The following is a 16,424-nucleotide window of genomic DNA, read 5'->3' on the forward strand; positions in this document are numbered from 1 at the left end:
ATGGCATGGATTCTTTAAAAATGGGAAGGGGTCGACAATAATCGTTAATTTTCGACTTTTGCTCTTATTCATGCTCAAGCAGGAAACTTCGTATTGCGACATGATTGAAATGGATCGGGATGCTAGTGTCATTCCCATTTTCATTCATCCAGTGTGCCAAAGCTGTGAGCTGCCACTCTATTTTGTCTCTGGTTCCGAGGATCCAATCGTCGACGTAGCCTGATAGAAGATGACGAGGGAGGTTATCCCATATCTGAAGAATACTGGCTGCCTTCACTTCCATATTCTGTTCATCCATCGCTACTTTCAAGTTATGTATCAAGTCGAGCAAATCACAGCGTATATTCCCTTGTAGAGTGACATGTTCTCGGTCAATACGCAGAAATTCAGTCCCCTCGGAATGCTGCTCAAGTAAAGATTTCAAATGACTTAGGCAGACGCGTAAGTAGTTTTGTGCTTTCCTCAGTTCGTAATTTGGCCATAAATCGTCGTACATTTGTTGTCGAGTTGCATTGGGGAAGAGCAACAAATACAGCAGCAGTTGCTTGGCGAGTCGTTTGTTCCAGCCTGTAGGAAGCTCAACGCCATTAACGCAAATTCGGAATGAATGTAGGAATTGAATGTCCAATTCAGGGCCACTCCCAGGGCCACTCTGCAAGAGATGCTGTCCAGATTGAATGACTTTATGCAAGGAAATCGTAGTATCGGGTATAGTGTTGTCTGTTTCCATGGGATTAGAAGACAATGTGTCAATATGTTTACAAACCCAATAAGCTGTCCACTTCGGCTGATCTAGGAAAATAAGGTTCGCGGCGCCAGAAATGACCTGGAAGCGTCCTTGTGGAATATAGCTGGCACTTATGGCCGATAGCACAGGCGTATAAACGGGATCTTGCTCTCCGCCCAAAAGGATGGTAGGTGTACCCAAACTTTTTAAATCAGCAATCGTATCGTTGTCACGGAATAACTGTAAGAGTTGGAGGTATTTCCCTTTATGAACATGTTGATAGGCTTGAGAGATACGTGAGCGTATTTCATCTGATTTATGCTGAACCGTCAATACAGGCAGGATTTGTGTAATAAAGCGGGTACGATCACTACTAAGCATAAGCTTGATTCTATCTTCAATGCCTTGCTTTAAATATTCGGATGGAATAAATCCTGGTAAGGAAAGCAAGCTGAGCGATTGTATCCGTAATGGGACTCGGCCAGCTACTTTAACGGCGAGGTTGGCACCTAGGCCATGGCCAATGAGATGAACGGTGTCTAATCGGTTAATGTCCAAAAAAGCGACAAACTGGTCGCATAAATCAGGCCAAGTGAAGGGAAGGGAGTGCATATGGTCATTCCCGTGACCTGGTAAGTCATAAGTTTTAATGTAATATTTATCATACAAATAAGGCGTCAAAGTTGCCCATAATGCGCTATTCAGCCCTAAACCATGAATAAGCACGACGGTTTGTTTAGGTCCTTCTAACCTGCTTGAAGGGGGATCTGGATCGAAAAAATCAGGAATAGGACGCATGACAAACTCCTTAATGTGTCTAAAGTGCTAACGTGTAATGCTATTGTAATTCCTTGTTTAGTAAGATGGAAGTCGAAATACTAGAAATTTTGTTAAATTATGTATAAGGAAGGGTTGGAAGGAAATGAGTAAAAAGGCGTCATTGCGTTGGTTACAGCTCGCACTTGCCATTGTGTTGTTGTTTGGCAGCAGCTTACCAGCTTTCGCAGAGGTTCAGGAAGTCAATGGTGTGATTGCCCAGGTCGAGAATGACACGGGGGCACCTATGCAAGATGGAGATGTGTATCTCTATGCCTACATGCACTATTCCTCAAACGGGGTGCAGCAGTATTATACGAACCAGACATTCACGACCAAGGTTCGTAACGGGGAGTTCTTCATTCCTAATGCCTTTATATTACAAGGTAAGCAATATGATCTTGATGTGAGAGGCGTGTCTTCCACTGGTGAAGCCATTGTTTACCATTATAACTTTATTGGTGGAGATATAAGCAACTTGAATTTCGGTAAAAGTCAATTGAAGAGACTTACATTCACACATGATAAGGTCGCATCAGGACGTTTGCTGTTGATGCCCACAGATATGTATGGCAAGACAGATAAAGTCTCCTTTCCTATGTATACCCGTTCATTCAATGAGCAAGGTCAAACAACAGCGTGGGTAGCTACCAACGTAGGATTTAAAGCATATGCGTCTCTAGTGACACAAGGAAATACAGCAACCTATTTGCTAGAAGCAAACATTCCTGCCGATGTGCAAAGCGGGCAATCCATTTCATTCGGCGGTGAGACAGTTAAGGTTACACCACCGACGGGTTATGAGAACTCAGGGATAGGGCTTGGCCTGCAAAACATGGGATCAGAATCGCAGGCTCAAGTAGGTTATGTAACTAAAGGCGTGTTAGGCAGTGTTAATTTCAGTGTGTTAAAAGATAATACAAGATATCTTTTTTCAAGAGGTGATATGTCGTTTACTGAAGACGTAACGCTGCAACTGGACAGCGCATTTCGAGGGACTGCACCTTACTCATACAGCAACGGGAATGGCGGCTACAACTTATATACGTATTACTTAGATAAATACAACAATCAATTGCAATTCGTAGATACCGTATCAGCGAGTGCTTTCAGCATGTCCATGCAAGAGAAGGGACTTTGGAATGAGACGTTAGGCACGAACGGAACGCCAGTTCGATCATCACTTAACAGTGAAGGGACTAGCATTGATCCGAGTGGCAGTGTACAAGCACTTAATTGGGATGACCCCGCATTAGAGTATCAACTTAGCCAGAATGGCACAGGTTTGAGGACTATTTCAGGTATAAGACAAATCTCGTATCCGATTCCAATCAATAATGTAACTCCAGGCACTTACCGTCTTAAATTAAATAGGCAGTTGTTTCCTAGCACTGTCGTGTCATTATCCTTGGATCAGTCTATTCAGATCGGTCAAAACAGCAGCTCAAAGTCAATTGGTGCTCAATTACCTTCCGGTTATACAACAAGTAATTTAATTAGAGGGGCAATAATTGAACTCGACGGCAGTCGTGTGACAGCTAGTTCCACAATGTCTGGCGGCAATCTTGAATTTTATAATGAGATTAATCCACAGCGGCAATACCGGATCGTGGCTGCGTATCTAATTTCTAGTACCACTGGGAGTCCAACTGCCAGTTATCTGGTAGACCAGACTTTCACAGGTGAGCAAATGAGAAGTCTTCAATCGCTACCGGTGCAAAGCGGACTTGTTCGGACGATATTCTCCCTAGACGGAACATCCATTACTCAAATGGCAAATGCGGTCTTGTCTCTACCCCTAGCACCTTTGAATGACCAACTATCATTCTCAGCGCCAGGTGTACTATTAAGTACGCCACTTACAGTGGACGTATCGCTGGTTGGTACAGATGGTTCAACGAATGCGTACCACTACAATAAGTCGGTTACGATTCCCGCACAAGAGCAGAACCTCATAAGCTTCGCAGAGTTGGCGAACAGCCTCATTGCGGTGGAATTGAAGAATGGTCAAACTACTGTCCCTTTCGAAATGGTCAGTGTGTTGAAATCCAATTATACTTACTCATCTAGCGTGCCATCCAGCTCTATAACAGAAGAGAATAAGCTAAAGAAATTGTATACAACGCCAGGGGAATATCGCTTCCAATTTTCTCAAATTAAGAAAGCGGACTACGAAACGCCATGGCGCTACATATGGAGCTCTGAACGAAAAGTGTTCTCACAGGCTACTAGCTTGAGCTTTAGTGAGGACATGCAAGGCGTGTTTGGGCCTATTCAGTCTTATGATTATACCAATCCTGATCGCACGTTGCTGTACACATCAGCTATCATCAAAGCTGGCGACTTGAGTCTTAATCAAGTGTTCGTTAAGCAAGGCAACAGCTATCAAGCTTTTAGCACAGCAATTATCGGAAGAGGTCCTTATGACGCTGGAAGTTACTCCTACTATAATTCTGTTCCGGCGACACTTACGGTAAAAGATCTGAGCGGCAAAGTGATAATGAAATCAGATTCTTCTTATTCGGATTCGGTTTATGCAGAGGTTCCTGACAAAAACGGCAATTATCTCTTGACCTACCAATTGCCTATTGGGCCTGGACAAGAAATCGTAATTTCCCAGTCTTACTCTGCTGGTGATCCGAATGCTCCTCCTGGCAAGCCAGATCCGAAAGCAACTTTCGCAGGTCAAGGACTTAAGTTGACTTGGGAAGCTGTTTCTGGAGCATCGTATTACGATATTTATGCGGCAGAGCAAGGGCAAACTTTGGTCAAAATCAAAGGCAATGTTACAGGCACAACCTTCATGTATGCTGAGGCACAACCTGGAAAAACTTACGATCTTAAGGTCGTTGCGGTAAATGGTAAGGGCATCAGCACGGAATCTAGCGTCATACATTTCGCTGTTCCAGCATTTGCTGTATCACAGCTGGATGTGAAAGCATCCACCGTGCAAAGCTCAGCAGGATTTCTCAAAATTGGCAGCCAATTGCCTATCGAATTGACCGGATCGATCGGGGAAGGAATTAGTGCGAAAGCGGTGGTTTCGTTCAAGAAAACCGGTACGGAAACTTTCGCGGAGGAAGTCGTTCTGTCTCCTGGGCAAGGCAAGTATACAGGTGCATTTGAGATTAAAGCAGGTATGACCGATGTTGTTTCGGTTAAAGCATTTTTGACGAGAGACGGAACGAACTCGGATGAGAAGAAAATAGACTTAAATAAGAAAGTTGGCGCAACGCTGGAAGGTACCATTAGGCAGCGCGATGTAGCCGTTACAGACAAACCAGTCATAGAATTTATCATTGATGGCCAGTACGTAAGAGCAGATGTGGATAAGAACGGGAACTTTACGGCAGAGGGTCTGCCAGCAGGGTTCGTTAAAAGTAATGTGAAAAGTATCACCGAGAGCTACTTAGATGTGGTTCAGGGAATTACAACTGAGCTTGGCGTTAAACAGACAGGTCTTATTGTTAAATTGCCAGTGGTACAGAATGTGAAGCTTCGTTTGGTAGAACAAGGAACGCAGGTGCCAGTAGCGAGAGCGCTGCACGTTTCGATCACAGGCGCTGTCAACAAAGAAGGGTATATTGGACAGGATGGTTATTTCGTGACCTACTCGGGTGATTCGGAGCTTAAGCGATTAAAGCCAGGTAGCTACACTGTTTCCATTACGGGCGATAGTTTATATGAAAAAAAGGAAACAACATTTAACGTAGATGACGTTTCCAATTACATTACGAATCCGGTAACGATCTCTGTTGCCAAAAAAATTAAAGAAATAGCCAATGTGACGTTAAAGCTCTTCATGCCAGAGGGAGCTCAAACGAGCCAGTTGGAATCTTATTATCTGTCCAGTTACACAGCTGCGCAGTCATTCGGTTGGGAGTCAGGCTATGTCTACGGCTACAATCAATCAATGACTGTATCCGATCGAGTCTATGTACCGAATCCTGTGCTTGTGCTGGAAGGTGCAGATCCAACGGTTACGCAAAAAGTATACGGTTATTATGGCACGCTAACGTTACCGGGAATTGCGGCTGCAAATGACTACACGCTTAACGTATCCATACCTGGTCTACAACCTGTGAACAAGTCTCAGGTATCGGTTGCTACAGGAACATCGACGCTTGAAGTTGCACTTCAGCCATCGGTTGTATATACCGGTCGAATTGTAGATGAAGCTGGCCGTCCAGTAGGAGGGGCAGATGTATCTGCTTATGCCGGATCTTCTTACGCCTATGCACGTACCGATGCAGATGGTGCCTATAGGCTAGATCGATTGGGTGAAACGAATCAAATTCAGATCTCGGTGCACGCTGTTGGCTTTACGGATAACACAGCGTTGCAACAGGTGACGGATCATCAAATTCCGGCGATTACGCTGGAGAATGATCAATTCATACACGGGAAAGTTGTCGATAAAGACAATCGTCCATTGAAATATGTGAGTGTATTTGCAAGTAATAACAAGAACAGCGGATGGGCAAGAACAGATGCGGATGGTTATTTCAAAATCCGTGGCTTATCTGCAGGAACATACAACTTTTCTGCGTCATTGGATGGTTACCCGAGCTATGTGAGTAATCTCTCAACTAGCGCAGATCAACGAACCATCGTTCTACAGTCTCAAGGTGGACACTTCTTCGGAGAAGGGAATAGCTTTGCTCCGTCTGTGGCTACAGTGGTATTGGGGAAAGAATTTAGCTACAGTTTGAAATATAAGAATAATGGTACAACGCCATCGAGCAGCACGATATGGCATTTTGAACTACCGTCCAATGTGAAGTTGGTTAATGGTTCTGTAGAATTGAATGGCAAATTAGTAAATGTAACGGCTACAAACGGCGTACTTCAAGTTCCAGCAGGAGATGTTGTTGCAGGGGGAAGCGGTGAGATTAGCTTTAAGGCTCTCGTCGAGCAAGCGGATGAAGCCGCGATTCGGACATCTGTTTACCCAATCGTTAATGGGAACAAAGAAGAACCAACACAGATCGCTACGTCAAATGTCTTGTATGTGACGTTGAATGCACCAGCAGTAACTGGGGATAAGAAGATCAAAGTATATGGAGCGACGAAGCCAGGGTCTACGGTGGAAATTTATGCAGGTTCCATAAGTTTGGGACGTGTGACAGCGGAAGGTCGCTGGTGGTATGCGGATGTTGTATTACCAGTAGCCGCTGATACAGATGAAGCTGAACTTCGACTGACTGCTCAAGTTGTAGAAAATAATCAAACGCAATCTTCGGCAGCTGCGAATGTGAAGTATAAGTCTGGCGTACCGGGGATTGAAGAAGCTAGAATTACAGCGGGTTGGAACGTAGATGTGAAGCTGAATCCGAAAGTTTCGGTAGCTACATTTGCGGTTACGGAGAAAACACCGATTTCAACCAAAGTTGTATTTAAAGAGGCTGTCGATCAGGCGTCCATTTCCTTTATTGGAAGTACGTATCAACTGAGCAAAGCTAGTGACGGGAAAACCTTTACAGGCGAAGTGCCTTATGGCTGGAGCTCCTACGGTGAGCAAATGCTTACGCTCACTTATGTAAAGAATGGGATAAGTGTTACTGTGCCTCTGATGGAGGTTATCGTTCTTATTGATCCATCTGGTTATGTATTTGAAGGCAGTATGGATAACCGCGTATCTGGTGTGACAGCTGTCGTACAACAGCAGAATAACACGCAATGGAGTAGCTGGGATGCCGACAATTATGGTCAAATCAACCCGCAAACCACGGATGTGGAAGGTCGCTACGGTTGGGATGTCATGCAAGGCAACTGGCGTGTATTATTTAGCAAAGCAGGCTACGAAGATTATACGTCCCGTACGGTAGTTGTACCACCAGCAGAAACACAGTTGAATGTACCGCTAGTTCGTACAACAACGCCAGAAATTGCATCTATCACACCTACGAACAATGCCCTGGATGTCAATGTAAGTTCGAATGTGGATATTGTCTTTGATCGTCCAATGGATGAAACAAGTTTGAATGGGGATGTTATTCAGCTTGTGAAGGTCGATGGAGAGCAAAAGACCGCGATTGATATTACATTTGAGTACCAGCACATGAAGGGGTATAAAGAAGATTTATCATTGCGAGATGCTCAACTGCTGGATGGCAACAACCAGAGTGGTTGGTTCATTGAAGATGATGCTAAGAAATTAAGCAAGAAGCTAACACTGAAACCGCGCACTGCGCTTGCGTCAGGATCCACATATCAAGTGATCATCAAAGGCAGTTTGCTTGACTATAGCGGCAGCAACGTACTCGTGGCTGACACAAGCTATACGTTTAAGACAGCAACTTCTACACCGCCGACTCAACCTGGTGGTAGTGGTGGCGGTGGAGGCGGAGGCGGAGGTGGCGGTAGCTCCGTTGCTTCTAATGAAGTAGAACTTGATTACGTAATGTTAAACAAATCCGTGGCTGACAATGAAGTGATTGTAACGTTGGGTGACAAACAAGACACACTTCTCGTCCAAGGAAATGTATGGAATGCGATTCAATCCAAAGGCTACACCGTCAAGTTGCAGCACAAAGATGCTGAGGTTAAGATTCCAGCTAAAGCGTTTGTTTTGAAAGACGACGAAACGTTGGAACTGGTATTGCAACCGAGTAAAGTAACTTATCCTGCCGGTTATACAGCTTCAAGCCAAACGCTGCAAGTTAGCTTGGGCAAGAAGAATAACGGCAAGAAAGAAGAGCTTACAACTGCTGAGCCATTGACCTTGAGGCTTCCAGCTACGCCTTCGAATGAACCTGAGTTACTAGGTGCATACGGATTTGTTAATGGTATGCCAGACTATCTGGGAAGAGAAATCACGGTATCCTTCTCTGCATCAGGAACATTTGGATTGGCTGCATTCGAACGCAAATTTACAGATGTAGTTAGTCACTGGGCAATTCAAGATATTCGATATCTAGTGTCTCATCACATCGTAGATGGTATTACGGATACGGAATTTGATCCTGCAGGTACAACGACACGTGGGCAAATTGCCAAATTGTTTGCACAAATGCTGCAATTGAAGAATTCAGATACAGCATCTTCCTTCTCCGATGTGTCAGCAGATGCTTGGTATGCGGATGCCGTAGCTGCTGTAGAGAAAGCAGGTATCTTCCAAGGCGCAAATGGACAATTCCGTCCTGATGCGGCAATTAGCCGACAAGAGCTGGCTGTTGTGATTTCACGGTTGGTGAAGCAGGCGGATCAGACGGCAAATAAATCATTCGCGGATCAAACTCAGATTGCGGATTGGGCAATTGCAGGAGTGAATGCTGTTGTTAACCTAGGTATTATCCAAGGGGATGAAGCAGGCAAGTTCCTACCGCAAGCTAATGCAACTCGCGCAGAGGCAGCGGCGATGATTCATCGTTTGATCCAAGCTTTAGACAAAGAGTAAATAGTTAGAACTTGCGGTGACTAACCGTAAGAAGACTGGTTATTCGACCTTTACGGCAGCGTGGAAACACGCTGTTGTAAAGGTTTTTTGACGTATCCCCAGTATTTACTCGTAGCGATTCTGGCAGCTTTCTAGGATGATAGAAGGAATCATAACGAATCGAATAGGGGATGAGACAAGATGAAATCCAAACATGGATGGCGAAGGCTTGTTGTGGCCCTAGTCGTCGTCGGTGCAATGTGTCAGGTTAGTTTTGTGTACAAGAATGAGGTGTATGCAGGGGCAACAACGGCTCAAGGGAAGTTCAATATGTCCTATTTATTCAGTGGAGCTCCGAGCACCTATACGTCACAAGTAAATAAGAGCGGAGATACCTTAGACGTGGTGTCGCCGAGTTATTATCATGTAAACGAAGAGGGTCGTTTAGAAGTCACAGATCTGCAGGCTTCCTTCATTACGGAGATGCATAGGCAAGGGAAGCGGGTTGTCCCTTTTCTAAGTAACGATTTCGATAGAACGCTTGGTGAGAAAGCGATTGAGGCACGCGAAACACTAGTTAAAGAACTTGTTGCAAGTATCAGGGCTAATCAGCTGGATGGTATCCAATTGGATATCGAAAATGTAGGGGCTGCATACCGCGATGAATATACGGATTTCGTTGAAATGCTGCGCGCGGAACTGCCGAGCACAATGGAGGTTTCTGTAGCTGTCGCCGCGAACCCGACAGGTTCGATAGCGAACTGGATCGGTCTGTATGACTACAATGCACTGGCAGCGGTTAGCGATTATCTGATGGTCATGACTTATGATGAGAGCTATCCTGGGGATCCTACACCAGGTCCTGTTGCTAGTCTGCCCTTCGTCGAGAAATCCATTCAATATGCCTTGTCTCAGGCACCAGCGAATAAAATCGTACTGGGCATGCCGTTATATGGCCGCTATTGGAACCAAGATCCTGCATCCGATGGGGCGGGGATCGCTGCTAGAAGCGTTCAAAAATTGGTAGATCAATATAACGGTACAATCCGTTACGATGGGGCAAGCCAGTCGCCTGTAGCCACCTTCACGATTGGATCAACGGATGGTGAAGGCAACCGTGAATGGTAAAGAGCTAGCAGCCGGTAATTATACGGTGTGGTTCGATAACGAGCAATCTATGAAAGCTAAGCTGAAATTAGTTGGGAAATATCAGTTGAAAGGAACTGGCAGCTGGAGCTTGAATCAGGAAGCTGACGATACTTGGAGTTACTATCAGCTGTGGGCGGATGGTTTCTACTTCACGGATGTGCAAAAGCACTGGGCACAAACCGATGTTCTGAACGCCGCGAATCGCGGCTGGATGCTCGGCACAGCCGCAGACACCTTCGCGCCCGACGCGGCGCTCACAAGGGCAGAAGCCGCGACGATTATCGTGCGCGCGCTTGGGTTAGAGAGCGCGGCGGCCGCCAGCGCCGCGTTCAAGGATGTGCCTGCGACCCACTGGGCGTCGCAGGCGATCGGGCTCGCGCAGCTGAAGGGGCTGATGCAAGGCATCAGCGACGATCGCTTCGCGCCCGATCAGAGCATGACGCGGGAGCAGGTAAGTGCGCTGCTCTCCCGCGCTCTCAAGCTGACCACGCCGGTGAGCGGCGCGGTGAAGCCCTTCACGGACGTGCCAGCGGGCAGCTGGTCGGCAGAGGCCATTGCTGCGATGAGCAGCAGGGGCCTTGTCGACGGCTTCGACGGCGGCACGTTCCGCCCGCTCGCGTCCTTAACGCGAGCGCAGATGGCTGCGCTGCTGAGCCGCGCGCAGCCGCTGCTCACGCAGTAGAGAAAAAGGATCCTGAGCCATGTGTATGGCGAGGGACCCTTTTTCTTTTGTAGAATCCATCTACGAAGTATGCAAAAGTGCATACGAGCAACCTTTTTCATCGTAGCGACCTCTCACTACCGAAATAATTGCAAATAAGCAACTATTTCTGCCTCGGAACCTCATTTTTGCGGTTTTAGGTGTAAAAAGATGCCTTTTTGCACGTATTCCCTATTTTTGAGGGGCAGATGCCGGAAATAAGTGTATTATTGCAACTTTGACCAGTTGTACCTGTCCGCGCTGCCCGGCTTAGCTCCCTGTTCTTTCCCTTACGTTGGTTTAGACTGTTGTTGTTGCGTGACGAACACCATACCTGGGGGCTTTTTCTCAGCGGTTGTTGTCGGACTCGGATTAGGTGGGACATCGCCAATGGCATCGTCTGTCCCTGTGTACACGAACGTCTTTTGTCCTTTTGGACCTGGTTTGTCCGTCACGAATTGGCGGATATTTTTGATACGGGTTTCAGAGGTCGTGACGCGATTGCTGCCGATTTGAAAAAGTGACGATGCCGCAATTCCGAGTATACGAATATTACGAACGGTTATATAACTCCCTAAGTTATCCACACACATTGTGAACGGTTCGGGAGGTTGAGGAACGGGAAAAGGTCGCTGATAGAAAGGATAAGCCGCAAAGCTACCTTCATTTCCATAATAAATGGGCACTTCACGCTGTACAGCAAAAACACGGTTCTGCAGAGCGGTATACCTATTATCTCCCGCATGCATCGTGCTGGATGAACCTATGCTGTTGATATAAATGTTGCCAACAATCGATAGTCGTGCCATTGCTATCCCTCCGAAGGAAGTGGAACGAAAGGCGAGATAATGACCGATTCCGGTGGGGTGTCAAACATCGAGGACAAGGAGATGACCTCTGTATCCCCTATCAAGAAAACGGATGCACTGGAAACCCCGACGATACGGATATCGCCAACACAGATTTGTTTGTTTTCTACATGTAAATGAAACATGTTCAGCCCTTCTTTCCTAATAATTGTTGATCTAGGTGCACCCATTTTTATTTCGGCAGACTGGATATGTAAGTCTCAATGGCTGTAAGGATGTCTTGCTTTGTTTTGTCCATAATGTTGTTGGTTACAGCTTCCAAAGGTTCTTTGAACCCAACACCGCGGTATTGATTCACATAATGTTGAATGCGCGTATCCAACTGTTTTCGAATATCATCGATGATTAAATCTTTGTAATCCTCATCGAGAGGATGCTGATATTTATGTTCAAGGTTGTTGATATCACTCTGTACGCCAAACTGTAGATACTGCTCAATGCCGCTAGCCACATCTGCCCCAATGTCTTTTCCTTGCTTTGCTGCTGCTTCGCGCACGGCTTCTTGACCTGCGCCGATCCCTCCGCTGGGTCCTGTTCCCTGATATTGCCCGCCTTGGTAAAAAGGATTCATATCCATCGGTGCCATACCGCCACCGTTAGTCTCCTTGTTCAGGGAGTTTCCATTCACGCTGAAATCTTCGATCTGATCCATCGCGCTCGGACTGATGCCGATCGTGAGCGTCCCATCTAGCTTTTCAACCTTAAGCTGATCGAAATTATATTCTATTTTATCAATGTGAATGCGCTTCTCGTCCTTCAGGGCTTTCAGATCCGCCTGCAGCTTAGTTACGGTTTGCTCTAATGTATCGATGCGCTGTTTCTGCATTTCGAGACAGGCGTTGATCTGCTGGGCCCATTGCTGCCACGTGATCGCATTATTCATTCGGACATGCACCTCCTTCCGCATCACTTCAAAGGACTGCCTGGTTAATCTCGAAGCATTATGTCGGTGCCGGCAGAGGAACAAGGGCTACAGGATTAACTTCACTTGTACCGAGCTCAGGAGCAGGCTCTACGAAACCGCCTGTATTATATAGATTAGACATGGAACGAATCGATCCCGCTGTGCCAATTTGGAGGACGGATGAGTTGGCGACGGAATTTACTTTAAGCTGCTGAATCATAATGGTTTGATGGATGGTCCAGTTCATTTCCGTGGAACACCTCGCTCTAGGCTGACGATTGTCAGAGGATATTACCGCTCGCATTCGCATCAATAAAGTCAGAATCATTAGTGACCGTCGTACTGTACGTATTATAGACACGCGGGAAATCCCCGGTGTTAAATGAACCGGCCCCAGCAAAAGTCTTGGAAGAGCTAGTTGGTGAAATAATAAAGGAATCGCCGAAATGAACGACAGAACTGGAACCGACACTAATAATTTTCACATTCCCGACGATAGCTGGCATAATCCGATCCCCCTTGCGTTATCACACCTACAGTATATGAGGTATCCGCCTAGAGGTGCTCTGAATTTTCTGAAGGGTGTCACATCGGGACGTAGGCACATATACTGTTAGCAAAATGAGGTGATAGGCTTGAGCGGATTTAATCGCCATCCTTGGCTGAAGTGGGAACAGGTAGAGAAGTTTCTTGGACAGAAGCTGCCATTCGCTGAAAAAGGGCAGACCTTTCTAGATAATATGACGTGGGCTGAAGGATATGTACAGGACATGCTGAAAAAAGCGATGCCAGGCATGGATGCCAGTATTTCATCTTCTGGAACTATCGGTACAGAGATTTTTGAAACACATGAACATGTCATCGTTAAGGTGAAAATTGCGAAGGAAGAAGATCCGAGATCACTCCAAGTGTTCGTCAAATCGAATCAAATTAAGCTGACAGGATTCACGAATAATAAGAATCGAATCGTAAAGGTGCCAACATTAGTGCTGCCGAGAACCGCCAATGTGACCTATAAGCAGCGAGTATTGGAGATCAAGATTCGCAAGCGGGGGTTGAAGGAGAGCTATCATGAGGCGTATATCCGGTACTAGTCACCGCGAAGTAACGGAAAGAACCCCTTTAGGCCGTATGGCTGAGGGGGTTCTTTCGGTTTTGGGGGTGCAGGGGCAAACCCCCAGAAATTCGAGGGACATCTATCAGTCTGAATGCTGACTTTCCTTCTTTGCCGCGGCTTCGATTGTATGTTTCATAACCTCTGAAACGCGATCTACTTGATCTTGAATCATTTTGCCTAGTTCCTCAGGAAGAAAATCAGTTGTCCAAACGAGAGTACTGCTATTTGTTTCGTTAGGGAATACCTGAAATGAGGCGTTGTGATGAAGAAGCGGCATTCGTCCTTCCTTAACTGCGAAGACCATACGGCGTTCATTGTCATCAACGGCTACTATTAATTCTCGAACAGAATCTCCGTTAGGTAAAATCAGCGTTCTCACATTACCCTCTAAAAGCGTATTCTCCGTGTAGCCTGGGACAAGACGAAGATGGAATGCACCGACATCTTTAACGGCATCCCATACGTGTTCGGGTGAGACATTAAGCGCTATTTCTTTGCGAATGGTTGTCATATAACTTCTCTCCTCCCATGAATTATTCCGTATTGTTGAATGACAGTCGACTAGGACAGCGCGACGATGGAACGTCCGCGCATGCGTCCTTGTAACACTTGAGTGATCGCTTCTGGAAGCTCAGAGAGCGAAATCTCCTTCACGATAGAGTCTAGAAGAACTTCATCTGGCTTCCATTCGGTGGCGATTCTGTTCCACACTGCTCGTCGAACGTCCATGGGGCACAGTACCGAATCGATACCGAGCAAATTAACGCCTCGTAAGATAAATGGGAGAACCGTGGAGACCAATTCTGATCCTCCCGTGAAGCCACTAAGTGTAACGGATCCGCCATATCGGACCGAATTCAAGATGTGTGTCAGGTAAGGTCCTCCCACGGGATCAACAGCTCCCGCCCAACGTTCCCGGTAGAGTGACTTCGCTTCTGGTATTTCCAGCTCCGCTGGAGAGATCGTCTCCCGTGCACCGAGTTTCTTCAAATATTCGATCTCGGAACTCTTCCGGGTGCTTGCTGTCACCTCATAGCCCGACTGCGCAAGCATGGTTACAGCCCAGCTTCCGACGCCTCCGGTGGCTCCGCTCACCAGAATAGGGCCTTGATTCGGTTTCAAGCCATTCTCCTCCATGCGGTGCACGGATAAAGCGGCAGTGAAGCCTGCGGTGCCGATAGCCATCGCGGACTTCGCGGTCAGTCCGGGCGGCATGGGCACGACCCACGCTGCGGGTACACGCGCGAACTCGCTAAACCCGCCTGGATGGGATGCCCCCAGGCCGTATCCGGTAATGAGAACCTCATCCCCTACTTGGAAAGCGGGATCTGACGAAGTGACCACCGTGCCTGCAAGATCGATACCGGGAACGTGCGGATACTGACTTATGATGCCAGCCCCTGGTATCGTACTTAAACCATCTTTGTAATTAATGCTGGAATAGGCAACTCGTATCGTTACCTCTCCACTAGGCAGATCATCCATGGCATACTCGCGGATATCTGATTTTAAGTTCGATCCTTCCCAATCTACGGTTAGAGCTCGATAAGTTCCCATAGTAGTTGTCCCCCTTTAAGTAGATGTAGTACTACGTGTAATCCTAATCTTGTTTCATCCATACGTCTAATTTATAATAGTTATATAATTAATGACTTTTTGTTATCTGTTTTTAGAGAGAGGGGTAAGTTATGGAGTGGCAGCAGATTGAATATTTCATCGCGGTAGCGAAGTCGCAACATATGACGAATACGGCGAAAGAACTGTCTCTCACACAGCCTGCGTTAAGTCGTTCTATCGCTACATTGGAGAAGGAATTCGGCGTGGAGTTGTTTGAACGGCGAGGACGCAATCTCGTGTTGAACCGTTATGGACAACTCTTCTTGGATCGGGCACAGACGGCATTGAGGGAGATCGAGAAGGCCAAGCAAGAGATTGCGAATCAAATCAACCCATGGTCGGGAATTCTATCGATAGGTTTTCCTCATATCCTTGGTGCGGAACTCTTCCCTGGTATGCTTGGTGCATTCCGAGATCGATACGCGGATATCCGCTTCGAACTGAATCAATGCACGTTGGATGAGCTGGTTTTGCGAATTTCCAATAACGACTGTGACTTTGGGATAACAACGTGGGAATCTGTTAATGAGGGGTTTCATTGGCATCTAATAGGTAAATCCGAACTTTATCTGGCTGTGCCTCTACAGCATCCTTGGGCGAACAGGAGCAGCATCCGCTTGGAAGAGCTCGGTGGGGAACCTTATGTCGGGTTGAAACCATCTTGCGCGTTAAGCTTTACGGTTGAGGATCTGCTGGCTAATTCTAGTGTAGAACCAAACACCGTATATCGTGTGGATGAATTGGATATGGTCGCCGGATTGGTTTCAGCAGGTCTAGGGGTCTCTTTGTTGCCTAAGACGTTAGGTGTCAGTAATTACCCGATGGCTTGGGTTTCAATCGAAGACTGCCCAAGTGAGCTTACGGTCGGAGTTGTATGGAAGAAGGATAGGCAGTTGACTCCAGTGTCCGAAGTTTTCTTGGATTTCATTCGGGGGAGGTACCCCCGAATTTCGGAGTAGAAGGGGATTGAAATACTGAAGAATGGACATACGAGTAGATTCTTGCTAAACGACACAATACCTCCCTCGGATAAATTTCTGCCGCTATCTCACCGCACAAATATGCCGTGTATGAAAATAGATGGATTTCCTGTAGTTATTTCCGCGGGAAATACGCCGATAATGAAAGTAAAGGGATTTTATGTAGC

Annotated in this window: 13 protein-coding genes; 5 read left to right on the plus strand and 8 right to left on the minus strand. The window is 46.5% G+C overall.

Translation table 11 applies throughout. The features are described from left to right. Positions 1-64: 64 nt before the first annotated feature. The gene (locus A8708_RS17675) at positions 65-1,525 is read right to left on the minus strand and encodes an alpha/beta fold hydrolase (RefSeq protein ID WP_068665781.1); all 1,461 of its coding nucleotides are present in this window, start codon (positions 1,523-1,525) and stop codon (positions 65-67) included. A gap of 124 nt (positions 1,526-1,649) precedes the next feature. Between A8708_RS17675 and A8708_RS17680 the strand changes: the two genes are divergently transcribed. From A8708_RS17680 to A8708_RS34920, 3 genes are all read left to right on the plus strand, one after another. Beyond that, positions 1,650-8,942 carry an S-layer homology domain-containing protein gene (locus tag A8708_RS17680; RefSeq protein WP_068665783.1) on the plus strand — a complete coding sequence of 2,431 codons (7,293 nt, stop codon included), beginning with the start codon at positions 1,650-1,652 and terminating at the stop codon, positions 8,940-8,942. A 180-nt stretch (positions 8,943-9,122) separates the two neighbouring features. After that, entirely contained in the window at positions 9,123-10,049 is a 927-nt protein-coding gene (locus A8708_RS34915) for a glycosyl hydrolase family 18 protein (protein WP_082927599.1), read from the plus strand. After that, positions 10,012-10,752, plus strand: a complete 741-nt coding sequence (locus tag A8708_RS34920) for an S-layer homology domain-containing protein (RefSeq protein WP_204787581.1) — start codon at positions 10,012-10,014, stop codon at positions 10,750-10,752. The genes A8708_RS34915 and A8708_RS34920 overlap by 38 nt, the downstream gene beginning before the upstream one ends. A gap of 308 nt (positions 10,753-11,060) precedes the next feature. On the opposite strand, the gene A8708_RS17690 is transcribed toward A8708_RS34920, so the two are convergent. From A8708_RS17690 to A8708_RS17710, 5 genes are read right to left on the minus strand one after another with little or no spacing between them, the layout of a single operon-like run. Then, positions 11,061-11,579 carry a spore germination protein GerPE gene (locus tag A8708_RS17690; RefSeq protein WP_068665788.1) on the minus strand — a complete coding sequence of 173 codons (519 nt, stop codon included), beginning with the start codon at positions 11,577-11,579 and terminating at the stop codon, positions 11,061-11,063. A 2-nt stretch (positions 11,580-11,581) separates the two neighbouring features. After that, positions 11,582-11,764 carry a spore gernimation protein GerPD gene (locus tag A8708_RS17695; RefSeq protein ID WP_068665790.1) on the minus strand — a complete coding sequence of 61 codons (183 nt, stop codon included), beginning with the start codon at positions 11,762-11,764 and terminating at the stop codon, positions 11,582-11,584. Positions 11,765-11,811: 47 nt separating this feature from the next. Then, positions 11,812-12,522: a spore germination protein GerPC gene (gene gerPC / locus A8708_RS17700; protein ID WP_068665792.1), complete on the minus strand. Its 711-nt coding sequence runs from the start codon at positions 12,520-12,522 to the stop codon at positions 11,812-11,814. Positions 12,523-12,580: 58 nt separating this feature from the next. Beyond that, on the minus strand, positions 12,581-12,790 hold the full coding sequence (locus A8708_RS17705; protein ID WP_068665793.1) for a spore germination protein GerPB: 210 nt from the start codon (positions 12,788-12,790) through the stop codon (positions 12,581-12,583). 34 nt (positions 12,791-12,824) lie between these two features. Next, positions 12,825-13,049 (minus strand): spore germination protein, encoded by a 225-nt coding sequence (locus A8708_RS17710; protein WP_056610720.1) that lies wholly within the window; start codon positions 13,047-13,049, stop codon positions 12,825-12,827. Between the two features lie 129 nt (positions 13,050-13,178). Between A8708_RS17710 and A8708_RS17715 the strand changes: the two genes are divergently transcribed. Continuing rightward, positions 13,179-13,637: a hypothetical protein gene (locus A8708_RS17715; protein ID WP_068665794.1), complete on the plus strand. Its 459-nt coding sequence runs from the start codon at positions 13,179-13,181 to the stop codon at positions 13,635-13,637. A 105-nt stretch (positions 13,638-13,742) separates the two neighbouring features. Here A8708_RS17715 and A8708_RS17720 read toward each other — a convergent pair whose 3' ends face one another. Together A8708_RS17720 and A8708_RS17725 are read right to left on the minus strand one after the other, a co-directional pair. Beyond that, positions 13,743-14,171: an SRPBCC family protein gene (locus A8708_RS17720; RefSeq protein ID WP_068665795.1), complete on the minus strand. Its 429-nt coding sequence runs from the start codon at positions 14,169-14,171 to the stop codon at positions 13,743-13,745. 50 nt (positions 14,172-14,221) lie between these two features. Beyond that, the gene (locus A8708_RS17725) at positions 14,222-15,217 is read right to left on the minus strand and encodes an acrylyl-CoA reductase family protein (protein WP_068665796.1); all 996 of its coding nucleotides are present in this window, start codon (positions 15,215-15,217) and stop codon (positions 14,222-14,224) included. A gap of 131 nt (positions 15,218-15,348) precedes the next feature. On the opposite strand from A8708_RS17725, the gene A8708_RS17730 reads away from it, so the two are divergent. Continuing rightward, complete coding sequence (locus A8708_RS17730) at positions 15,349-16,236, plus strand: LysR family transcriptional regulator (protein ID WP_068665798.1); 888 nt, start codon at positions 15,349-15,351, stop codon at positions 16,234-16,236. Positions 16,237-16,424: the final 188 nt, after the last annotated feature.

The sequence above is a fragment of the Paenibacillus oryzisoli genome (genome assembly GCF_001653565.1).
In the GTDB taxonomy this organism is placed as follows: Bacteria; Bacillota; Bacilli; order Paenibacillales; family NBRC-103111; genus Paenibacillus_E; species Paenibacillus_E oryzisoli.